Origin of the sequence: Mesorhizobium sp. B3-1-8 (assembly GCF_006439495.1) — a bacterium.
Classification (GTDB): domain Bacteria; phylum Pseudomonadota; class Alphaproteobacteria; order Rhizobiales; family Rhizobiaceae; genus Mesorhizobium.
The window spans coordinates 12,095-33,695 of sequence record NZ_VFTK01000053.1; the positions used below are offsets into that span (position 1 = coordinate 12,095).

Here is a 21,601-nt window from a genome sequence, read left to right on the forward strand (position 1 = left end):
ACCGCGCGTTGCTAGCGTTGCCGCTGCTCGATCCACGAGGAGGCGACGGGATGACCGGACATTGGATGGGAACGTGGGCCGCCAGCCCGATGAATGTCTGGCCGGGCGATGCCGTTCTTTACGGCTTCCACAACCAGACGGTCAGGCAGGTTGTGCGCATCAGCAAGGGTGGCACGCGCTTTTGTGTGCGGCTTTCGAACGAGCATGGCAGCGACCCGATCGACATCGGCGCGGCATCCATCGCCAGGGCCGCCGACGGCGGCAGCATCGAGGGCGGGAGTTTGCGCCGGTTGACCTTCGGCGGCTCGCGCGCAGCCAGGATCTTGCCCGGCGCGCCGCTTTTGAGCGACCCGGTCGAGCTCGCGGCCGGCGACCTCTGTGACGTCGCCGTCAGCCTGTATTTCAGCGGTTTCGCGCCGATCCAGACCTATCACTACGAGGCCCAGCAGACCGCCTATATTTCCGATTACGGCGAGTTCGTTCACGCCGAGCGCATGCCCTTGCAGCAGACCTCCACCAGCCGCTATTTCCTGACCGCCGTTCTTGTCGAATGCGAGGCCGACAGCCGCTCGATCGTCTGCTTCGGCGATTCCATAACCGACGGCTTCGGATCGACGGTGGATGCGAACGCCAGATGGCCGGATCGCCTGGCCGAGCGGCTTTCGGCGGCCGGATTGCTTGGCCGTCTCGGCGTTCTCAACCATGGCATCGGCGGCAACCGGGTGACCGCGAGCCGGGCACGCGGCGCGAGCGCGCTCGCTCGTTTCGACCGCGATGTGCTCGGCCTGCCCAATGTCGGCCAGATGGTGCTTCTGGAAGGCATCAACGACATCGGCTGGCCGGGAACGATGCTGGCCGGGCCGGCCGAGGCCGTCTCGCTGGAGGATCTGGTCGGCAGCTACCGGCAACTGATCGCGCGCGCCCACATGCGCCGCATCAAAGTCATCCAGGGCACGCTCACGCCCTCTGCCGGCGCGTTCGCGGGCGAGGCCCTGCGCACGTTCCACTCGCCCGAGAAAGAACGGGTGCGCCGCTCCGTCAACGATTGGATAAGAGCCTCCAGTCCCGCCGATGCCGTCATCGATTTCGACCGGGCGCTGGCCGACCCGAAAGACAGCTCCCGCATTCGTCCGGAATTCGACTGCGGCGACGGCCTGCACCCGTCCGATGCCGGCTACAAGGCGATGGCCGATCTCTTCGACCTCGATCTTTTCGGCCCGCCGACGACACAGGCGATCGAAGCACTTCCTTAACCATAGCGGTTCAGGATCGATCCCTGGTCAGTGGGGACACCCTGATTGAAAAAGCCGGCGCGCCCTCTTCGCCGCCTGGCGCTTCTCGCGGCGGCGATTGCGTTGGGCACGGCGGCAAAGGCCTCGGATTTCTCCGAGCCGTGGAAGAATGCCGACCGCCCGCTGGTGATCGACGCCTACGAATACAATTCCATCGACTGGCAGCAACTCGTCACCGACAAGCGCATCGCCGGCTTCATCAACAAGGCATCCGACGGGCTGCCGCCGCCCTACTTCTGCTTCGGCGCCGAGGCCGATGTCAAACTCTGCAAGGCGCAATGGAAGCGCTACGCGGTGACACGTGAGTTGTTCCAGACGCGCAAGGTGGTGGCCAAGGCGCTTGGCCTGAAATGGGGCGCCTATCACCTCGCCCGCCCCGGCAACCCGGTCGAGCAGGCCAACAATTTCATCGATTTCGCCGAGCCGGCGCCGGATGAGCTGATGGCCCTCGACATCGAAGGCATCGACGCCACGCAATGGATGTCGCTGGAGGATGCCGAGGAATTCGTTCGCCAGGTGCATCGCCGCCTCGGCCGCTTCCCGGTGCTCTATGTCAACGGCAAGACCGCCCAGTACATCGCCGAAAATCGCTACCAGTATCGGCTCTTGTCGCGGCTGCCGCTGTGGTACGCGCGCTACAAGCCGGACATCGACGTGCATTTCCCGATGGGGAACTGGCAGGGCTACGCGCTGTGGCAATTCTCGGCGCAGGCCAATTGCGGCCGTTTCTCCTGCCCTTACCGCGTGCCGGGCACGCCCCACGACATCGACGTTTCCGTGGCGCCGATGAATGCAAGCGAATTGCGCCAGCAGTGGGCCTTCGGCGGGCTGATCGACGTGCCGACCGATTACCTGGCTTCGATCCCGGTGCCGCTGTCGCGCCAGGCGGCGCTCGCCGGGAAAGTCACCATCACCTATGCCGATGTGGCGACGCCGCCGACCGTCGAGGAGATGGTCGCGGTGCTCGGCGCGCGCTTTGAGAAATTCCGCGACGGGTTCCGCATGCCGGTGGTGAAGACGGTGCCGACGCGGCCGGGTTTCGGCATCGTGCAATATGTCGCCTGGAAACGGTCCGGGCAGCGCACGCCCGAGCAGATCGACGCAGCGTTTGCCGCGGCGGCCGATCCGGTGAGCACCGCCTCGACAACGCTTGAGGCCAAGCGCTGATATGCTTCAGCGGTGGTTGCCCAGGCTGGCATACATGCCGGTCGTGCGGAACTGCGTCGGGTTGATGCCGTAACAGCGGCGAAAGACCTTGGAGAAGTAGTTCGCGTCCTCGAAGCCGCACAGCACCGCGACTTCCTTCACCGGCAGGAAATCCGCCTTGGTCAGGAGTTTCGCTGCGCGCTGCAGTCGCTGCTGCAGGACGAATTCAGCCGGGGGCAGTCCTTCGCTCTCGGCGAAGCAGCGCGAGAAATGGGCGCGGCTGAGGCCGCTGATTTCCACCAGCTCCGCCACCGGCAGCGGCTTGTCGAGATTGGCGTTGATGTGGTCGATGACCGGCTGCATGGCGCTTTGTTTTTCGGCGAAGGCGTGCGAGCCGAAGACGTCATCGTAGAGCGCCATCGCCGCCTCATAGGCGATCGCGGAGGCAGCGCCGGGCGAAGCCGCACCCTTGATCAGGCGCAGGCTGCAATCGGCAAGGTGATCGATGGTCGCCGGCTGCAGCCGGAACACCGGGCCCGAGACACTGAGGATCGACTTGTGGATGCGCAGCGCCTCCTCGCCATTCATCGAGATCCAGAAATATTCCCAGCGGTCGCCCTTGGCCAACCAGTAGCGATGGTTGTGCGGCACCAGAACCAGCAGCGTGTCGTTCGCCTGCAGACGGTAGTTGCGGCTCTCGTAGCGCAATTGGCCGGTGCCGCTGATCGTATGCTGGAGGACCGTGAACGGGGTCTGGCCGCGCTTCCTGCCGTCCCAGTCGTAGGTCTCGTCCTTGCGCAGTTCATAGCCCGTGCTGGTCGGCATGGCATGCAGGCGCTGGCGGCCGCGCGGCAGCGAGATCGTGCGCATCAGCTTTCCGTTGGCGATCAGGTCCTGCAGCACAAAATTACCCTCGAAAGCATAATCCTTCTCTGGCCGCGCCGGCGAATAAGCGCATAATCCGGCCCTCAAGACGCGAAAGACCCGCGGTCGAGGAGCGGGCGGGAGGAGAAAAGAGCCGGATTTCCGGCTTTGAGTGGCGGGCGCGCTGTTGCGTGCGGCCATATCCTCCCTTGCTGCTCCTTGCCTAGCATTCGATTGGATCGAGGTGAAGGTGATGAGTTTCAAAATCGCTATTATCGGCGCCGGCAGCGTCGGATTCACCAAGAAGCTGTTCACCGACATCCTGTGCGTGCCGGAATTCAAGGACATCGAATTCGCGCTGACCGATGTCAGCGAGCACAATCTGGCGATGATCAAGGCGATCCTCGACCGGATCGTCGAGGCGAACAGATTGCCGACCAGGGTGACGGCGACCACGAACCGCCGCGAGGCGCTGGAGGGCGCGCGCTACATCATCAGCTGCGTGCGGGTCGGCGGGCTCGAAGCCTATGCCGACGACATTCGCATCCCGCTGAAATATGGCATCGACCAATGCGTCGGCGACACGATCTGCGCGGGCGGCATTCTCTACGGTCAGCGCAACATTCCGGTGATCCTCGACTTCTGCCGGGATATTCGCGAGGTCGCCGATACCAACGCCAAGTTCCTCAACTATGCCAACCCCATGGCCATGAACACATGGGCGGCGATCGAGTACGGCAAGGTCGACACGGTCGGGCTCTGCCACGGCGTCCAGCACGGCGCCGAGCAGATCGCCGAGGTGCTCGGCGCGAAATCGCCCAAGGAGCTCGACTATGTCTGCTCCGGCATCAACCACCAGACATGGTTCATCGAGCTCAGGCTGAACGGCCGGCCGATCGGCAAGGACGAGCTGGTCGCCGCCTTCGAGGCGCATCCGGTCTATTCGAAGCAGGAAAAGCTGCGCATCGATGTGCTGAAGCGCTTCGGTGTCTACTCGACCGAAAGCAACGGGCATCTGTCGGAATATCTGCCCTGGTACCGCAAGCGGCCCGAGGAGATCACGCGCTGGATCGACATGTCCGACTGGATCCATGGCGAGACCGGCGGCTATCTGCGCTACTCGACGGAAACCCGCAACTGGTTCGAGACGGAGTATCCGCAGTTCCTCGAAGCGGCGTCGAAGCCGATCGACCCGGCCAAGCGCTCCAACGAACACGCCAGCCACATTCTGGAAGCGCTTGAGACCAATCGCGTCTATCGCGGCCATTTCAACGTCAAGAACGACGGCGTGATCACCAACCTGCCACAGGACGCCATCATCGAGTCGCCCGGCTTCGTCGACCGCTTCGGCATCAACATGACCGCCGGCATCACACTGCCCGAGGCCTGCGCGGCGACTTGCATGTCTTCGATCAACGTCCAGCGCATGTCGGTGCACGCGGCGATCGCTGGCGACATCGACCTGCTCAAGCTCGCCGTGCTGCACGATCCGCTGGTGGGTGCGGTATCGACGCCGGAAGAAGTCTGGCAGATGGTGGACGAGATGGTCGTCGCCCAGGCGCAGTGGCTGCCGCAATATGCCGATGCCATTCCGGCGGCAAAGGAGCGGCTTTCGAAATCCAAGGTCAAGACCCGCGAATGGGCGGGCGCGGCGCGCCGCAGCGTCCGCTCGATCGAGGAATTGCGCGCCGAAAAGGCGGCGCTCAAACAGGCCGGCTGAGATCCCGGCAAGCCGGTGGACGCGCAGGAGGCGCGTCCACCGGCTCAGCCGTCCAGAAAACAAGAGGCGGGCAGCAGCAGGCGTCAAAACAACTGGGAGGAAACGATGAGGACCTTACGCAGAATTGGCTTTGCCGCCGGACTGGCGATGAGCGTTGCCGTTCCGGCATACGCCTTCGCATCCGAGCCGACGATCCCGCCCGAGCCGGCGACGTTCCCGGCCGAGGGCAAGATCCACTATGTGGCGCGCGACTCCATCCTGGAGTTCAAGGCGCTGCCCGAATATCACGAGCCGGACTGGGTGACGGAGAGATACGTCAAGACCGGCAAGCTGCCGCCGGTCAAGGACAGGCTGCCCAAGGAGCCGCTGGTCTTCAAGACCGGCAACATGCCCGACGGCATCGGCGTCTATGGCGACACGATGCGTCACGTCATCGGCGGCAGGCCGGAAGGCTGGAACTACGGCGCCGGCCAGACGCAAGGCTGGGGCGGCATCGATATTGGCCTGTCCGAATGCCTGACGCGCACGGCGCCGCTGTTCCAGGTCGAGGCCAAGGACACCGAGCCGCTGCCGAACCTCGCCAAGAGCTGGGACTGGTCGAGCGACGGCCACAAGCTCACCATGCATCTGATCGAAGGCGCCAAGTGGTCCGACGGCGCGCCCTTCAACGCCGACGACGTCATGTTCTACTGGGATGACGAGGTCGTCGATCCCAACGTCTCCCCGCTGAACGGCGCCACGCCCGAAACCTTCGGCGTCGGCACGACGCTGAAGAAGGTCGACGACTACACCGTCGAGTGGACGTTCAAGGAGGCGTTCCCGCGGCAATATCTCTATGCGATGGCCTACGGCACCTTCTGTCCCGGCCCTTCGCACATCCTCAAGCCGCAGCATCCGAAATACTCGAAGAACACCTACGACCAATTCAAGAATGCCTTCCCGCCGGACTATATGAATATGCCGGTGATGGGCGCCTGGGTGCCGGTCGAATACCGGCCGGACGATATCATCGTCATGCGGCGCAACCCCTACTATTGGAAGGTCGACGAAAAGGGCAACCAGCTGCCCTATCTCAACGAGCTGCAATACAAGCTGTCGACCTGGGCCGACCGCGACGTCCAGGCGGTGGCGGGCTCCGGCGATTTCTCCAACCTTGAGCAGCCGGAGAATTTCGTCGCCTCGCTGAAGCGCGCTGCCGACTCGAACGCGCCGGCCCGGCTTGCCTTCGGCCCGCGCCTCATCGGCTACAATCTGCGCATGAATTTTTCCGCCAATGGCTGGGGCAACCCGGACGAGCGCAGTCAGGCGGTGCGCGAATTGAACCGCAACGAGGACTTCCGCAAGGCGGTGACCATGGCGCTCGACCGCAAGGCGCTGGGCGACTCGCTGGTCAAGGGTCCATTCACCGCCATCTATCCGGGCGGCTTCTCGTCGGGCACCAGCTTCTACGACCGCAAATCGACGGTCTACTATCCGTTCGATCTCAAAGGCGCCAAGGCCGAGCTTGCCAAGGCCGGGCTGAAGGACACCGACGGCGACGGTATCGTGAACTTCCCGGCCGGCACCGCCGGCGGCAAGAACGTCGAGATCGTGATGCTGGTCAACAACGACTACACCACCGACAAGAGCCTTGCCGAAGGCGTGGTCGCGCAGATGGAGAAGCTCGGGCTGAGGGTCGTGCTCAACGGGGTTAACGGAACGCAGCGCGACGCCATCCAATATTCCGGCCGTTTCGACTGGCTGATCCGGCGCAACGAGACCGAGCTGACCTCGGTGGTGCAAAACACCGAGCAACTTGCTCCCGTCGGCCCGAAGACCAGCTGGAATCACCGCGCGCCGGAAAGCGGCGAGGTCGACCTGATGCCCTTCGAGAAGGACCTCGTCGACATCGTCAACAAGTTCGTGACGACGCAGGACAACGACCAGCGTGCCGACCTGATGCGAAAGTTCCAGAAGATATCGACCGAGCATGTCTACAATGTCGGGCTGACCGAGTATCCGGGCGCGCTCATCATCAACAAGCGGTTCTCCAACATCCCGCAAGGCACACCGATCTACATGTTCAACTGGGCCGAGGATTCGATCGTCCGCGAACGTGTCTTCGTCGCCGCCGACAAGCAGGCGAAGCACGAATTGTATCCGGAGGAGCTTCCCGGCAAACCGGGTGACAAGGGTCCGATGTAAGGTTTACCTCCCCTGACGAAAAGACGTCCGGCCGCGCCGCGGCGCGGCCGGACAACGAAACCTCCGAACGCACCTCAGGGAGCGACCGGCCAGAAAGGAAGCTGACCCCCCATGCTGCGATTCCTGCTTATGCGCATAGCGTCGGCGCTTCCCGTCCTCGCTATTTTGAGCCTCGTCACCTTCGCCATCATCCAGGCGCCGCCCGGCGACTATGCGGATTATATCCGCTCGCAGCTGATCAACCAGGGCGGCGCTTCCTACGCCGAGGCTGAAGCGCAAGCCCAGGCCTACCGCGTCGAGCATGGCCTCGATAAGCCGCTGCCCGTCCAGTACCTCAACTGGATCGGCGGTATCGTCACCCGCGGCGATTTCGGCTACAGCCTCTACTACAACAAGCCGGTGGCCGACGTGGTGGGCGAGCGCCTGCCGCGCACCTTGCTTCTGGCGCTGGTCTGCCACCTGCTCGCCTCGGTGCTCGGCATCAGCTTCGGCATATGGGCGGCGACGCGGCAATATTCCTGGATCGACTCGACACTTTCGGCGATCTCATTCCTCGGCATGACGGTGCCGCGCTTCCTGATGGCGCTGATCATCGTCTATCTGCTGGTCTTCCAGTTCAACGTCTCCGAGATCGGCTCGTTCTTTTCGCCGCAATATGGCGGCGCGCCGTGGTCGTGGGCGAAGTTCGTCGACCTGGTCAAGCATGTCTGGCCGGTGGTGGCGATCGCGACCTTCGGCGGCCTCGCCTACAACATGCGGGTCATGCGCGGCAACCTGCTCGACACGCTCAACACGCAATATGTCGAGACGGCCAAGGCCAAGGGCCTGACCGGCGGCGCCGTCGTCATACGCCATGCCGTGCCCAACGCGCTGCATCCGCTGGTGATGTATCAGGGCGTGGTGCTGCCCTATATGCTGACCGGCGAGATCGAGACGGCGATCATCTTCGCGCTGCCCACCGTCGGTCCGGCGATCGTCGGTTCCATGGCGGTTGGCGACGTCTATGTCACGGCCACCTTCATGATGGTGCTGTCGGCGACGCTGATCGTCGGCAACATCATCGCCGACATGCTGCTCGTCCTGCTCGACCCGCGCATCCGCCAGTTCGGGGAGCGCTAGATGCTGGCCCGCGATCCCTCACCCCCGCCCCCATCCCTTACGCCCTTGCCGGCCGAAGGCGTAACCAAAGCCGAAGCCGCGCATGGCAATGAGAGCTACATCGCGCTCGTCTGGCGCCGGCTGAAGCGCTCCTGGACCGGCATGGCCGGGCTTTGGCTGGTCGTGCTGCTGCTGGTCATGGCGGTGTTCGCCGAATTCCTGGCGCCGATGGACCCCAAGGCGACCGACGTCGCCTTCGCTCCGCCGCAGGCCCCTGTTTTCCACGACAAGGACGGCAATTTCGTCGCCCGGCCGCGGGTCTATGCGCTGGCCGATTCGGCCGATCTCGATCCGGTCACCTTCCAGCCGATCGTCGGCCCCGACTACGACCATCCAAGGCTGCTCGGTTTCTTCGTTGAGGGCGCGGCCTACAAGCTCTTCGGGCTCATCCCGATGAACCGGCATTTCTTCGCCTCGATGGACGGCCAGCCGGTGCATTTCCTCGGCACCGACAAGTTCGGCCGCGACGTGCTGTCGCGCGCCATCCACGGCTCGCGCGTGTCGCTGATGATCGCGCTGACGGTGGTCTTCATCATCACGGTCATCGGCACCAGCGTCGGCATGATCTCCGGCTATTTCGGCGGCCGGTTTGACGTCTGGATGCAGCGCTTCGTCGAGCTTGTGCTCGCCTTCCCGCAACTGCCGCTCTATCTGGCCCTGACGACACTGATCCCGGTCACCGCGCCGACCAATGTCTTCCTCGCCTTCGTCATCATCGTCATGTCGGCGCTGGGCTGGGCGCAGATGTCGCGCGAGGTGCGCGGCAAGACGCTGGCGCTGGCGCGCATCGACTATGTGCGCGCCGCCATGGCGGTCGGCGCCACCGACCGGCGCATCATCATGCAGCATATCTTCCCCAATGTGATGAGCCATGTGATCGTCGCCGTGACGCTGGCGATCCCGACGGTGGTGCTGCTCGAATCCTTCCTCGGCTTCCTCGGCTTCGCGGTGAAGCCACCGCTGATCTCATGGGGCCTGATGCTGCAGGACACCGCGACCTATTCGGTCATCGGCACCTATCCATGGATCCTGTCGCCGGTCGGCTTCGTGCTGGTCACCGTCTTTGCCTTCAACGCGCTGGGCGACGGCCTGCGCGATGCCGTCGATCCCTATTGAGGTGGCCGGATGACGACGATCGCGCTCGCACACAATTTCGCACCGGCCGTCCGGCATGATCATGGCGGTCGCCATGATCAGCCGGTGATCGACGCCCGCAACATCGAGGTCGCCTTCAAGGTCGAGCACGGCACCGTCGAGGCGGTGAAGGACGTCTCGTTCCAGCTCTATCGCGGCGAGACGATCGCGATCGTCGGCGAATCCGGCTCCGGCAAGTCGGTGACGGCGCGCACCGTCATGGGGCTGCTGTCGCGCCGCGCGACGGTCTCGCCGCGGTCGAGCGTCGACTATCTCGGGCAGAACATCCTGAAGTTCCCGGAGAGCTCGCGGCGCAAGCTGCGCGGCAACCGCATCTCGATGATCTTCCAGGAGCCGATGAGCTCGCTCAACCCGATCTACACGGTCGGCGGCCAGATCGTCGAAGCGATCCGGGTGCACCGCAAGATGAGCCGCAGGCAAGCCTGGGCGCGCGCGCTCGAACTCCTGCGGCATGTCCAGATCCCTGAGCCGGAGGCGCGGCTGAAGCAATATCCGCACCAGCTCTCGGGCGGCCAGCGCCAGCGCGTCATGATCGCCATGGCCTTGGCCAACGATCCCGACGTGCTGATCGCCGACGAGCCGACCACGGCGCTCGACGTCACCGTGCAGGCGCAGATCCTGAACCTGATCCGCAACCTGCAGAAGGAACTGCGGATGGCGGTGATCCTGATTACCCACGACCTCACCGTGGTGCGCAAGTTCTCCGACTACGTCTATGTCATGCAGCATGGCGAGATGCGTGAGCACAACGTCACCGAGCGGCTCTTCGCCAATCCCCAACATCCCTACACGCAGCGGCTGCTCGCCTCCGAGCCGCGCGGGCGGCCAAAGCCGCTGCCGGAGAGCAGCGGCACCATCCTCGAGGCGAACGGCGTGCACGTCTGCTTCATGCTGCGCCACGGCTCTTTCATGAAGCCGGACTGGCGCGAGCTGGTCGCCGTCGACGATCTCGGCCTGAAGCTCTGCCGCCATGAGACGCTTGGTCTGGTCGGCGAATCCGGCTCCGGCAAGACCACTTTCGGGCAAGCCCTGCTTCGGTTGCTCGACGCCAAGCGCGGCGAGATCCGCTTCGACGGACAGCCGATCGAGAAGCTGACGCGCGCCGGAATGCGGCCGCTGCGCTCGCGCATGCAGATCGTGTTCCAGGACCCGTTCTCCTCGCTCAATCCGCGCATGACAATCGGCCAGATCATCGAGGAAGGGCTGGTCGTCAACAAGTTGGGCGCGACGCGGCGCGAGCGGAACGAGCGGGTGCGCGAGGCGCTGGCCAGCGCCGGCATGCCCGGCAATATCCTGTCGCGCTTCCCGCATGAATTCTCCGGCGGCCAGCGGCAGCGCATCGCGATCGCGCGGGCGATTGCGCTGGAGCCCGAATTCATCCTGCTCGACGAGCCGACTTCGGCGCTGGACCTTTCCGTGCAGGCGCAGATCATCGACCTGTTGCGAAAGCTGCAGGACGAGCGCGGCCTGAGCTATCTATTCATCTCGCACGACCTCAAGGTGGTGCGGGCGCTGTGCCACCGCGTCATCGTCATGCAGCATGGCAAGATCGTCGAGCAGGGGTCCGTCGACGAGGTCCTTTCCAATCCCAAGACCGCCTACACCGAACGGCTCGTCAGGGCTGCTTTCGACGTGGCTTAGAAAGTGCCGGAGGCTTTAAAGTGGCAAGAAATCCCAGGATCACGTTCATCGGCGCCGGCTCGACGGTGTTCATGAAGAACATCGTCGGCGACGTGCTGCAGCGGCCGGCGCTATCGGGCGCCACCATCGCATTGATGGACATCAATCCGCAGCGGCTGGAAGAGAGCGCCGTTGTCGTCAACAAGCTGATCGCGACGCTCGGCGTCAAGGCGAAGGCAGAGACCTATTCGGACCAGCGCCAGGCGCTCTTCGGCGCCGACTTCGTCGTCGTCGCCTTCCAGATCGGCGGCTACGAGCCCTGCACCGTGACCGACTTCGAGGTGCCGAAGAAATACGGCCTCCGCCAGACGATCGCCGACACGCTCGGCGTCGGCGGCATCATGCGGGGCTTAAGGACGGTGCCGCATCTATGGAAGATCTGCGAGGACATGCTCGCCGTCTGCCCGGAGGCGATCATGCTGCAATATGTCAACCCGATGGCGATCAACACCTGGGCGATCGCGGAGAAATATCCCGCGATCAAACAGGTCGGGCTTTGCCATTCGGTGCAGGGCACGGCGATGGAACTGGCGCACGACCTAGACCTTCCCTATGACGAGATCCGCTACCGCTCGGCCGGCATCAACCACATGGCGTTTTATCTCAAGTTCGAGCATCGCCAGCCGGACGGTTCCTACCGCGACCTTTATCCCGATCTCCTGCGCGCCTATCGCGAGGGCCGCGCGCCGAAGCCCGGCTGGAACCCACGCTGCCCGAACAAGGTGCGCTACGAGATGCTGACCCGGCTCGGCTATTTCGTCACCGAAAGCTCCGAGCATTTCGCCGAATACACGCCCTATTTCATCAAGGATGGCCGCCCCGACCTGATCGAGAAATATGGCATCCCGCTCGACGAATATCCAAAACGCTGCATCGAGCAGATCGAGCGCTGGAAGGGCCAGGCCGAGGCCTACCGCTCGGCGGACCGGATCGAGGTCGAGCAGTCCAGGGAATATGCTTCCTCGATCATGAATTCGGTCTGGACCGGCGAGCCGTCGGTGATCTACGGCAATGTGCGCAACAATGGCTGCATCACCTCGCTGCCCTTCGATTGCGCGGCGGAAGTGCCGTGCCTGGTCGATGCTTCCGGAATCCAGCCCACTTACATTGGCGAATTGCCGCCGCAGCTCACGGCGCTGATCCGCACCAACATCAACGTCCAGGAACTGACGGTGCGAGCGCTGATCAGCGAGAACCGCGAGCACATCTACCATGCGGCGATGATGGACCCGCATACCGCGGCCGAGCTCGACCTCGACCAGATCTGGTCGCTGGTCGAGGACCTGCTTGCCGCTCACGGCGACTGGCTGCCGGCCTGGGCACGCAAGGGCGGCAGGAGCCAGGCCGCCTGATCAGGCGGCGCCTTTCTCACGCTCGACAGCGCGCCAGCCGATGTCGTGGCGGTAAAAGCCTTGCGGCCAGTCGATACGATCGATCGCCGCGTAGGCCTTTGCCTGCGCCTCGCCGACGGTGGCGCCCAAAGCGGTGACGTTGAGCACGCGGCCGCCATTGGCGACCAGCGCGCCGCCATTGATGGCAGTGCCGGCATGGAAGACCTGGACGCCTTCCACCTTGTCGAGACCGCGGATGACGGAGCCCTTTTCCGGCGTGCCCGGATAGCCCCTTGCCGCCATCACCACGGTCAACGCCGTCTCGTCGCTCCAGCGCACCGACATATGCGCGAGCTGGCCGTCGACGGCGGCGTTGAGCAGGACGAGCAGGTCGTCCTTCAGCCGCATCAACAGCACCTGGCATTCGGGATCGCCGAAGCGGGTGTTGTACTCGATCAGCTTGGGGCCGCTGTCGGTGATCATCAGGCCGGCGAAGAGGATGCCGGCGAAGGGCGCGCCGATATTGGCCATGCCGCGCATGGTCGGCTCGATGATCTCGCGCATGGTGCGCTCGGTCATTTCCGGCGTCATCACCGGCGCCGGCGAATAGGCGCCCATGCCGCCGGTGTTCGGCCCGGTATCACCGTCGCCGACGCGCTTATGGTCCTGCGCGGTGCCGAAGGGCAGCGCCGTGGCGCCGTCGCAGAGGCAGAAGAAGCTCGCCTCCTCGCCGGTCAGATATTCCTCGACCACCACCTCGGCGCCAGCGGCACCGAAAGCGCCGTCGAAACAGGCTTCGAGCGCGGCGTTCGCCTCGTCTAAAGTCATGGCGATGGTGACGCCCTTGCCGGCGGCAAGGCCGTCGACCTTGACAACGATCGGCGCGCCGGTCTCCTCGACATAGGCCTTTGCCGAGGCGAGGTCGCTGAAGCGGCCATAGGCGGCGGTCGGGATGTTGAACTTCGCGCAAAGATCCTTGGTGAAGCCCTTCGAGCCCTCGAGCCGCGCCGCCGCCTTTGACGGACCGAATACGCGGATGCCCCAGGCGCGCAGGTCGTCGGCGATGCCGGCCACCAGCGGACCTTCCGGACCGACCACGACCAGGTCGATCTTCTTCTCCTGGCAGAAGGAGGCAACGGCCGAGTGGTCGGCGACGTCGAGCTTGACCAGCTCGGCGACACGGCCGATGCCCGGATTGCCTGGCGAGGCGTAGAGCTTCGTCAGCAGCGGCGAGGCGGCCATCTTCCAGGCGAGCGCATGTTCGCGGCCACCCGAGCCGAGAAGAAGAACATTCATGGCCACCTCTTGCTGCCGATCGTCCTCGTCGAGAGAACCCGCTATTGGTCCGCGGGCGATGGGTCAAGGCATCTTGGCATTTTGGCGGCAATTGCGCACGGGAACATGGCCCGCATCGAGGGGAATGAGGCAAGTCCCGTCGCCGGCCGGGCCGGAAAAACGACTCAAGCCCGGAAGACGACTCTAGCTCTGGAAAACGACCGGGAACCAGTCCTCGCGCAATTTCTGGCCGGGCTTCATGTCGTGGCCGGGATAGGGCGGCGAGGTGCGGCCGGGACGCTCGACATAACGCGCGTCGTCGCCGACCCAGCGCAGCGACAGCGCCCGGCGGCGTGCAGAGGTCAGGTTGCCGCGCGCGCCGTGCGCCGTGCGGAAGTCGAACAGGATGGCGTCGCCAGGCTCCATTTCCCATTCCAGAACCTTCATCGAGGGATCGTTGTCGGGATCGGGCACCGGCCGGTAGTCGCCCTCGCCGGCATAGAAGTTGTCGTCGTTCAGCCAGCGCACCGGCAGCACCATCTTTTCCCATTTGTGCGAGCCGGCGATCAGCCTCAGCGTCGCTTCCTTCACTGGATCGATCGGGATCCAGAAGCTCACCGTCTGGCTGCCGTCGACGAAGTAATAGGGAATGTCCTGGTGCCACGGCGTCGGCTTCTGCGTGCCGGGCTCCTTGACCAGGACGTGGTCGTGGAAGAACTGGGCGGTGCGCGACTGCATGACCGCGGCCGCGAGCTCGGCGGCCGGCGATTCCCTGACGATCCTGACGAATTCCGGGATGCGCTCCCAGTTGCAGTAATCGTCGAAGAAGCTGCCCTTGCCGCCGGCAATGTCGGAAGCCGTGGCGCTGCGGTTCTCAATGTTGCGCTCGATACCGCCGGCGATGACATCGACCCAGTCCTTGAAGGCACCGCGGATGCAGACAGCGCCGTCGCGCTGATAGTCGGCAATCGTCGAAGCATCGATCTTTGGGCTGGCCATGGCGCTCTCCTTGATTAGGCGAGCGACTATCGCAAGCGTTGGACATCGCGTAAAATAATAACTTGTCATCTAGTTTATAGCTTTTACCTATGAGACCGACCCTCACCCAGTTGCGCTATGTCGTTGCCGTGGCCCGCTATGGCAGCGTGACCGCGGCCGCCTCGGCGCTCAATGTTTCGCAGCCTTCGATTTCGGTGGCGATCGACAATGTCGAGGACGCGCTTGGCCAGAAGCTGTTCGTGCGCCAGCGCGGAAGCGGCGTTGCGCTGACATCCTTCGGCCGCAGGGCCGTCGCCAAGGCAAGGCAGGTGCTGGGCGAAGCGGACGAACTGGCGGCGCTCGGATCGCGCGATGCCGATGTCGGCGGCGAATTGGTGCTCGGCTGCTTCGAGGACCTGGCGCCCTATTTCGCGCCGGCGCTGATGCGCGCCTTCGCCGAGCGCTGCCCAGCCGTCACGGTCGTCATCGGCGACGAAACCTTCGACACGCTGGGGCGGCGCCTGGCTGACAGCGCCGTCGATCTCGGCCTCACCTACGATCTTGGCCTGCCCGGGCATTTCAAGCGCATTCTCCTGCATGAATTGCGGCCGCACGCGCTTTTGCCGGCGGGCCATGAGCTTGCGGACAAGCACGCCGTCAGCCTGGCGGAACTGGCGCAGCATCCGCTGATCACCACCGACCAGCCGCATAGCTGGCAGCACATGCTGGACCTTTTCCTCAGCCGCGGCCTGTCGCCGATCGCCCGGGCGGCGACGAGCTCGTTCGAATTGCAGCGCTCCATGGTGGCCAACGGGTTCGGCGTCGCGGTCAGCTATACGAGGCCGTATGGCGACCGCAGCTATGACGGGCTGCCGCTGGTCTGCAAGCCGCTTTCCGATCCGCTGCCCATGCAGCGCATCATCCTGACCCATGACACGCGCCAGCGCTTGTCGAAGGCGGCCGTGGCCTTCATCGACGTCGCCAAGGCATGGTTTGCCAGTCACGATGTTTTCACCGCCTAGAGCATGATGCCGAAAAGTGTGAAGCGGTTTTCGGCCGACATCATGCTCTATCTCTTTGATTTAGAGCCGGATTCAGATTTCAGGTCGGTTCGACCTGAAATCATCCGGCTCTAGGGCTTCAACGCCCAAGTTTTCAACGCTTGAGCGACAACGCGACCGCTTGACGGCGCTGCTTGCTGCTGCCACTCCAGCGTGATGGAAACCGTCCAGTCGAAAGCGATCCAGGGCCGTGTCGCCGACGCGCCGAGCGGCCATTGGGTCTACCGGGTGCTGCCGCGCTGGCTCTGGCCCTACGCGCAGCTCGCGCGCTGGGACCGGCCGATCGGCTGGCAGCTCTTGTTGTGGCCGTGCTGGTGGTCGGCGGCGCTTGCCGCGGGCGCCTATCCGCGCCCCACCGACCCGCTGCTGACGCTGCTGCCGGCGCCCTGGTACCTGTTCCTGTTTTTCATCGGCGCCGTCGCCATGCGCGGCGCCGGCTGCACCTATAACGACCTCGCCGACGTGGATATCGACAGCCAGGTCGAGCGCACCCGCTCGCGGCCGCTGCCGGCCGGCAAGGTGACGCGCCGCCAGGCCTGGGCTTTCGTCATCATCCAGGCGCTCATCGGGCTTGCCGTGCTGTTGCAGTTCAACAGCTTCGCCATTCCGCTCGGCATCGCCTCGCTGGCGATCGTGGCGGTCTATCCCTTCATGAAGCGCATCACCAACTGGCCGCAATTCGTGCTTGGGCTCGCCTTCTCCTGGGGCGCGCTGATGGGCTGGGCGGTCGAGTTCGGCGACATCGATGATCCGGCCATCATGCTCTATATCGGCTCGATCCTGTGGGTGATCGGCTACGACACGATCTACGCGCATCAGGACAAGGAAGACGACGCCATCGTCGGCGTGCGCTCGACGGCGCGGCTGTTCGGCGACAACACCAAGACCTGGCTGGTTGGGCTCTATGGCGGCGCGCTGATCTGCTTCGCCATCGCCTTCGCTTCGGCGCAGGTGCCCGTGGTGGCGCTGGCCGGGCTGATCGCGGCCGGCGCGCATATGGCGCGCCAGATCATCCAGCTCGACATCGACAATCCGGACCAGTGCCTGAAGCTGTTCAAGTCGAACAACCAGGTCGGCTGGCTGATCTTCCTCGGCCTGATCGGCGGTTCGGTGTGGATATGGCTAAAGCCGCTGGTTTAGTTCTCCCTTCTCCCCGTTCAACGGGGAGAAGGTGGCGGCAGCCGGATGAGGGGCAGCGCCAACCTTGAAGGTTAGATGAAATATGCGGCGGCGCTGTCGCGAGTGATCGGGTTTTGAGGTCGCCAAACGCCCAGGTCGGCGCTGCCCCTCATCGCCCTGCCGGGCACTTCTCCCCGTATAGTGACGGGGAGAAGAAACCTACTCCCTTGCGATAATCTCCTGGCCGTCGATGACCAGTCTCAGGCCAAGGTTGCCGGACTTGCGGCGGGCAAGGAAGCGCGGGCGGCGCATGTTGGAGACGCGGCCCTTGCGGCGCTCCTGCGGCGGCAGCGCCTTGATGGCGGCGCCGAGCGATTCTTCCAGCGTGCGGGCTATGCCGTCGGCCTCGATCAGAAGCATCGGCAGGCGGTAGGCATCGGCCCAGGCGCGCCAGTCGGCGGCGACGTCGTCGAGGTCGTCGGCGACCAGAAGCGGCACCGACAGCATCGGATCATTGTGCAGCAGTTCCAGCGTCACCGTGACATTGCCGTCCGGATCCTCCATGGCGCGCGCGGCGACGCCGCGGAACGCATTGGGGGGCAGTGCGATGATCGCCGGCACGCCGCTCATCTCCAGCACACGGCGGATGACCGCGCCGCGCTGGTCGATGGTGAAGGTAACATCGCCATAGTCGTCGCGCGTGGCATAGCTCACCATTTGCGGCAGGCGAAACGGGTCGAGACGCATGTTGCGTCCGGCCCAGACTGGCTTCAGTCCAGTGTTCATCAATGTCTTCCCTGTTAGTCCTGAGGGCCGTTTTCCGGTTCTCTCAGGGCCGGTTTTTTCCGGCCTCGTTATGGGAAGAAACATTAGCGCTCGCTTCTTACCGGCGCGCTTAAGAAAGTCGGTTAAATTTTGCTGATCTGAGCCGATGGTTATCGGAATGCGACCAGCGCCCGATGTGGTGAGGATCAGATAACCTTACCGGGATTCATGATGCCGGCCGGATCGAAGGCCGCTTTCACGCGGCGCATAAGGTCGATCGCCATCGGCGGCGCCGTGGCGATCAGCTCGTCGCGCTTCAACTGGCCGATGCCGTGCTCGGCCGAGATCGAGCCATGGAAGGAGCGCACGACATCGTGCACCGCCTTGTTCATGGGATGGTAGAGCTCGAGGAACGCCTCGTCCTGCCAATCCACCGGACGCGAGATGTTGTAGTGAAGATTGCCGTCGCCCATGTGGCCGAAGCAGACGACGCGCGCGCCGGGGCAGACCCGCTCAACCACGCCGGCCGCTTTTTCGATGAATTGCGGGATTGAGGCGATGGGCACCGAGATGTCGTGCTTGATCGAGGCGCCCTCCGGCTTCTGGCATTCGGGGAGCGTCTCGCGGAAGTTCCAGAAAGCATCGCCCTGGGCAAGGCTTGCCGACACCACCGCGTCGCCGACGATGCCCTGCTCGAGGCCGGCTGAAAGAATCTCTTCGATCAGCGCCCTGCCGTCTTCTTCGGAACGGCCGGAAGAGACCTGCATCAGCACATACCATGGCCAGTCGTCGGCCAGCGGCCGGGTGATGCCTTGCCCGTGCTTGAGCGTGAAGTCGTAGGGCCTTCTGGCGATCAGTTCGAAAGCGGTGAGCGAGGCGGCGGCGCGATCCATCGCCAGCGTGAACAGCGAAAGCGCGTCGTGCGGGGACGACGGCAGGCCGGCAAAGGCGACCTCCCTGCCTTTCGGCTTCGGGAAAAGCTTCAGCACCGCGGCGGTGATGATGCCGAGCGTGCCTTCGGCGCCGACGAACAAGTTCTTCAGATCGTAGCCGGTGTTGTCCTTCTTCAATTTGCGCAGGTCGTCGAACACCTCGCCGGTCGGCAGCACGACCTCGACGCCGAGGCAGAGCTCGCGCGCATTGCCGTAAGCAAGCACGCCGGTGCCGCCGGCATTGGAGGACAGATTGCCGCCGATCTGGCAGGACCCTTGGGCGGCGAGCGACAGCGGAAACAGCAGGCCAGCGGCGTCAGCCGCTTCCTGCAGGGTCTGCAGGATGACGCCGGTCTCGGCGGTCACCGTATTCGACAGGACATCGATCTCGCGGATGCGGTTCAGCCTGGACAGCGACAGCACGATGTCGTGTCCGGATTTGTCCGGCACCTGGGCGCCGACCAGCCCGGTGTTGCCGCTCTGCGGCACGATCGGCGTTCCGGTCTCGGTTGCCAGCCGCATGATGCGGCTCACTTCCTCGACGCTGCCGGGGCGCAGCACCAGCGATGTCCGGCCATGCCAAAGGCCACGCCGCTCGGTGATGTAAGGCGCGATGTCGGCCTGGTCGCGCAAGGCATATTTGTGGCCGACGATGGCCGTGAAGCGGTCGATGACGGCGGGATCGAGATCGAAGGGCTGGTCGTTCATGAAACAAACCCTAGGGCGCTCAGGCAAGCTTGTCACGCGGCGCGGCGGCGCGGGCAAGCCGGTCATTGATCGCCTCGCCCAGGCCCTCCAACGGGATCGGCTCGACGGCGATGGTCGCGGCGCCGACACGATCGAGCGCCTGCATGAAGGCGAACAGATTGCTGGCTGCCTCGCGCAGGTCGCCCGTTTCGGAGAGGTTGCGCAACGCAGCGGCCCGTTCCCAGCCCTCGGCGCGATTGCGGCCGAACGCAAGCAAAGCCTCGCCTTCGGCAACGTCCCCGACATTAAGCCGCATCGCGGTGCGCGGCGCGTAATGCGAGGCAAGCATGCCCGGCGCCTCGATGCCGCTCGCGCCGCGCGATAGTTTCGCGCCGGCCACCGCCTCGATCTCCTCGGCGCCGATGCCGCCGGGCCGCAGCAGCCGCAGCCTGCCGTCCTCGACCTTGAGAATAGTCGATTCCAGCCCGACAGGCGTCGCGCCACCATCGACGACCAGCCTGATCCTGTCACCGAGATCGGCGGCGACCGCGCCTGCCGTCGTGCCGCTGATCTTTCCGGAGGAATTGGCGCTGGGGGCCGCGAGCGGCCGGCCGAGCCGCGCGATCAGCGCGCCGCCGAACCCGCGCGGCATGCGCAGCGCGATCGTGTCCAGCCCCGCGGTGACGAGCGGATGGATGCCGCTGTCCGCCCTGTGCGGCAGCACCAGCGTCAGCGGGCCGGGCCAGAAGGCTTCGGCCAATCTTGCCGACAGCGGATCGAAGCCGGCGATACGGTCCGCCATGGCGCGATCCGCGACATGGGCGATCAGCGGGTTGAAGCGCGGCCGGCCCTTGGCCTCGAAAATGCGCGCCACGGCAACGCCATTGGTGGCATCGCCAGCCAGGCCGTAAACCGTCTCGGTCGGAATGGCGACGACGTCGCCGCCTTCGAGCAACGCCAAAGCCCGCTCCAGAGCCTCGCCGATCGCCAGTATCTCAGCCAAATTCGCCACCAGTCCTGAACATGCCGGTCCCGTAATACGGCCGCTTGCATCGGGCAAGTGCGGGCATTGGCGATTTATCAATCCCTAAAATGTTAAGTTTTCAAGCAAGCCGGCTTCAATGTGCCGGCCCTAAGGTGCGGGTTCGATGCGGTTGCGGGCTGGGGAGTTCTTCTGATGCGTTTGCTTGGAGCGTTCGGTATCAGCCTTTTGGCGATGAACGGCGCGGCACATGCCTCGTCGATCGTCATGGTCGGACCCTCGACCTCGACGCCTTCCGTCGTCAGGCTGAATGCGATCGAGCCGACCAAGCTGTCCGTGGCCTCGACGCCGTCGATGATAGCGCTTGGCGACCCTATGCCCGCCGTCACCGATGAAAAGGTCGCGGCGATCCCCGAGAAATCCGGGCACCAGCAGGCTCCGATGATCATCCGGGGCGGTATTGTCGGCGGCGCTTTCGCAGCGCCGGCGGCGACCGCGTCGGCCAAGCCTGCAACAGCCACAACCACACCCGCCACCACCGCGCCGGCAAACGGCACTTCGCCGGCAACGCCCGCGAACGGCACCGCGTCCGCTTCGAACGGCAGCGGCAAGACCGCCGCCCAGCCAGGCGCGACAGCCGATGCGCAGCCCCAGGCGCAACCGCAAACTGCCCAGCCACTGCCGCGCGTCGGCAAGGCGATGTAGATCACACTGGATACCACCTCGATATGCTAGGCGCTTGAACTTTGTCCGATCTCCGTCATGCGGATCGGGGCACGATGGCGCTGGCGTTTCAAAAAGGGTGATTTCATGACTGTTTCGAAAGCAATCGCCGTCGCCGGCCTGATGGCGGCAACCGCGCTGGGCGGGCACGGCGAGTGCCGATGATATGCTCGGCTCTTACACGGCGCGGATTTCCGACCGCGATCACCGCGCCAGCGACGGCTATCCGCTCGGCAGCGCGGCGCAGATGGTGCGGCGGGACCGCGCCAACTGGCACAAGTTCCATCGGCGCGACGGCGACGACCAGGGCGATCCCTGGTTCCGCAGCGACGACTCGCGCACCGACCTGCAGCGCATGCTGGAACGCGGCGGCGCCATGAGCAACTCGACCCGGCGCGCGATCGTGACTGGCGAGCCGCTGATCGAGGTCGACGTCTATCCGGACAGCGTGCGGGTCAGCATCGTGGAAGACTGACTAGGCGGTGGTGACGATTTAACTATTTGAGCCAGATGGCGATAGCGGCGAGTTTGACGAAGCCCATGAAGTTG

General features: G+C 64.5%; 18 protein-coding genes. 12 read left to right on the forward strand and 6 right to left on the reverse strand.

Features of this window, described 5'->3' with window-relative positions:
• The first annotated feature begins 50 nt into the window (after positions 1-50).
• On the forward strand, positions 51-1,253 hold the full coding sequence (locus FJ424_RS31010; RefSeq protein ID WP_140659548.1) for an SGNH/GDSL hydrolase family protein: 1,203 nt from the start codon (positions 51-53) through the stop codon (positions 1,251-1,253).
• A 45-nt stretch (positions 1,254-1,298) separates the two neighbouring features.
• Positions 1,299-2,459, forward strand: a complete 1,161-nt coding sequence (locus FJ424_RS31015) for a glycoside hydrolase family 25 protein (RefSeq protein ID WP_140659547.1) — start codon at positions 1,299-1,301, stop codon at positions 2,457-2,459.
• A 6-nt stretch (positions 2,460-2,465) separates the two neighbouring features.
• Here the strand turns inward: FJ424_RS31015 and FJ424_RS31020 are convergent, their stop codons facing one another.
• Positions 2,466-3,308 (reverse strand): AraC family transcriptional regulator, encoded by an 843-nt coding sequence (locus FJ424_RS31020; protein WP_140659559.1) that lies wholly within the window; start codon positions 3,306-3,308, stop codon positions 2,466-2,468.
• Positions 3,309-3,555: 247 nt separating this feature from the next.
• On the opposite strand from FJ424_RS31020, the gene FJ424_RS31025 reads away from it, so the two are divergent.
• The 6 genes from FJ424_RS31025 to FJ424_RS31050 all read left to right on the forward strand — a co-directional run bounded on the left by FJ424_RS31025 (position 3,556) and on the right by FJ424_RS31050 (position 12,551).
• A complete protein-coding gene (locus FJ424_RS31025) occupies positions 3,556-5,022 on the forward strand; it encodes an alpha-glucosidase/alpha-galactosidase (RefSeq protein ID WP_140659546.1) in 1,467 nt (488 codons plus the stop codon).
• Positions 5,023-5,127: 105 nt separating this feature from the next.
• Positions 5,128-7,206 (forward strand): ABC transporter substrate-binding protein, encoded by a 2,079-nt coding sequence (locus FJ424_RS31030; protein ID WP_140659545.1) that lies wholly within the window; start codon positions 5,128-5,130, stop codon positions 7,204-7,206.
• 111 nt (positions 7,207-7,317) lie between these two features.
• Positions 7,318-8,325 (forward strand): ABC transporter permease, encoded by a 1,008-nt coding sequence (locus FJ424_RS31035; protein WP_140659544.1) that lies wholly within the window; start codon positions 7,318-7,320, stop codon positions 8,323-8,325.
• On the forward strand, positions 8,326-9,480 hold the full coding sequence (locus tag FJ424_RS31040) for an ABC transporter permease (protein WP_140659543.1): 1,155 nt from the start codon (positions 8,326-8,328) through the stop codon (positions 9,478-9,480).
• Between the two features lie 9 nt (positions 9,481-9,489).
• Complete coding sequence (locus FJ424_RS31045; protein ID WP_140659542.1) at positions 9,490-11,160, forward strand: ABC transporter ATP-binding protein; 1,671 nt, start codon at positions 9,490-9,492, stop codon at positions 11,158-11,160.
• Between the two features lie 20 nt (positions 11,161-11,180).
• Positions 11,181-12,551 (forward strand): alpha-glucosidase/alpha-galactosidase, encoded by a 1,371-nt coding sequence (locus tag FJ424_RS31050; protein WP_140659541.1) that lies wholly within the window; start codon positions 11,181-11,183, stop codon positions 12,549-12,551.
• Here FJ424_RS31050 and purD read toward each other — a convergent pair whose 3' ends face one another.
• A complete protein-coding gene (gene purD / locus FJ424_RS31055) occupies positions 12,552-13,826 on the reverse strand; it encodes a phosphoribosylamine--glycine ligase (RefSeq protein WP_140659540.1) in 1,275 nt (424 codons plus the stop codon).
• 183 nt (positions 13,827-14,009) lie between these two features.
• Entirely contained in the window at positions 14,010-14,804 is a 795-nt protein-coding gene (locus tag FJ424_RS31060) for a phytanoyl-CoA dioxygenase family protein (RefSeq protein WP_140659539.1), read from the reverse strand.
• 89 nt (positions 14,805-14,893) lie between these two features.
• Between FJ424_RS31060 and FJ424_RS31065 the strand changes: the two genes are divergently transcribed.
• Together FJ424_RS31065 and ubiA are read left to right on the forward strand one after the other, a co-directional pair.
• The gene (locus FJ424_RS31065) at positions 14,894-15,805 is read left to right on the forward strand and encodes a LysR family transcriptional regulator (protein WP_140659538.1); all 912 of its coding nucleotides are present in this window, start codon (positions 14,894-14,896) and stop codon (positions 15,803-15,805) included.
• A gap of 195 nt (positions 15,806-16,000) precedes the next feature.
• Positions 16,001-16,984 carry a 4-hydroxybenzoate octaprenyltransferase gene (gene ubiA, locus FJ424_RS31070; protein WP_140659558.1) on the forward strand — a complete coding sequence of 328 codons (984 nt, stop codon included), beginning with the start codon at positions 16,001-16,003 and terminating at the stop codon, positions 16,982-16,984.
• A 198-nt stretch (positions 16,985-17,182) separates the two neighbouring features.
• Here the strand turns inward: ubiA and FJ424_RS31075 are convergent, their stop codons facing one another.
• The 3 genes from FJ424_RS31075 to FJ424_RS31085 form a co-directional block, all read right to left on the reverse strand.
• A complete protein-coding gene (locus FJ424_RS31075) occupies positions 17,183-17,749 on the reverse strand; it encodes a DUF6101 family protein (protein ID WP_140659537.1) in 567 nt (188 codons plus the stop codon).
• Positions 17,750-17,934: 185 nt separating this feature from the next.
• Positions 17,935-19,368 carry an FAD-binding oxidoreductase gene (locus tag FJ424_RS31080; protein WP_140659536.1) on the reverse strand — a complete coding sequence of 478 codons (1,434 nt, stop codon included), beginning with the start codon at positions 19,366-19,368 and terminating at the stop codon, positions 17,935-17,937.
• A 19-nt stretch (positions 19,369-19,387) separates the two neighbouring features.
• Positions 19,388-20,350: an L-threonylcarbamoyladenylate synthase gene (locus FJ424_RS31085; RefSeq protein ID WP_181182240.1), complete on the reverse strand. Its 963-nt coding sequence runs from the start codon at positions 20,348-20,350 to the stop codon at positions 19,388-19,390.
• Between the two features lie 174 nt (positions 20,351-20,524).
• On the opposite strand from FJ424_RS31085, the gene FJ424_RS31090 reads away from it, so the two are divergent.
• The gene (locus FJ424_RS31090) at positions 20,525-21,034 is read left to right on the forward strand and encodes a hypothetical protein (RefSeq protein WP_181182239.1); all 510 of its coding nucleotides are present in this window, start codon (positions 20,525-20,527) and stop codon (positions 21,032-21,034) included.
• 184 nt (positions 21,035-21,218) lie between these two features.
• Complete coding sequence (locus FJ424_RS31095; protein WP_246677401.1) at positions 21,219-21,527, forward strand: hypothetical protein; 309 nt, start codon at positions 21,219-21,221, stop codon at positions 21,525-21,527.
• Positions 21,528-21,601: the final 74 nt, after the last annotated feature.

Bases quoted from the DNA above. Each gene is read 5' to 3' on its own strand.
- FJ424_RS31010 (WP_140659548.1), top strand. From the start codon at position 51: ATGACCGGACATTGGATGGGAACGTGGGCCGCCAGCCCGATGAATGTC.
- FJ424_RS31020 (WP_140659559.1), bottom strand. From the start codon at position 3,308: ATGCGCACGATCTCGCTGCCGCGCGGCCGCCAGCGCCTGCATGCCATG.
- FJ424_RS31025 (WP_140659546.1), top strand. From the start codon at position 3,556: ATGAGTTTCAAAATCGCTATTATCGGCGCCGGCAGCGTCGGATTCACC.
- FJ424_RS31030 (WP_140659545.1), top strand. From the start codon at position 5,128: ATGAGGACCTTACGCAGAATTGGCTTTGCCGCCGGACTGGCGATGAGC.
- FJ424_RS31035 (WP_140659544.1), top strand. From the start codon at position 7,318: ATGCTGCGATTCCTGCTTATGCGCATAGCGTCGGCGCTTCCCGTCCTC.
- FJ424_RS31040 (WP_140659543.1), top strand. From the start codon at position 8,326: ATGCTGGCCCGCGATCCCTCACCCCCGCCCCCATCCCTTACGCCCTTG.
- FJ424_RS31045 (WP_140659542.1), top strand. From the start codon at position 9,490: ATGACGACGATCGCGCTCGCACACAATTTCGCACCGGCCGTCCGGCAT.
- purD (WP_140659540.1), bottom strand. From the start codon at position 13,826: ATGAATGTTCTTCTTCTCGGCTCGGGTGGCCGCGAACATGCGCTCGCC.
- FJ424_RS31060 (WP_140659539.1), bottom strand. From the start codon at position 14,804: ATGGCCAGCCCAAAGATCGATGCTTCGACGATTGCCGACTATCAGCGC.
- FJ424_RS31065 (WP_140659538.1), top strand. From the start codon at position 14,894: ATGAGACCGACCCTCACCCAGTTGCGCTATGTCGTTGCCGTGGCCCGC.
- ubiA (WP_140659558.1), top strand. From the start codon at position 16,001: ATGGAAACCGTCCAGTCGAAAGCGATCCAGGGCCGTGTCGCCGACGCG.
- FJ424_RS31075 (WP_140659537.1), bottom strand. From the start codon at position 17,749: ATGAACACTGGACTGAAGCCAGTCTGGGCCGGACGCAACATGCGTCTC.
- FJ424_RS31080 (WP_140659536.1), bottom strand. From the start codon at position 19,368: ATGAACGACCAGCCCTTCGATCTCGATCCCGCCGTCATCGACCGCTTC.
- FJ424_RS31090 (WP_181182239.1), top strand. From the start codon at position 20,525: ATGCGTTTGCTTGGAGCGTTCGGTATCAGCCTTTTGGCGATGAACGGC.
- FJ424_RS31095 (WP_246677401.1), top strand. From the start codon at position 21,219: ATGCTCGGCTCTTACACGGCGCGGATTTCCGACCGCGATCACCGCGCC.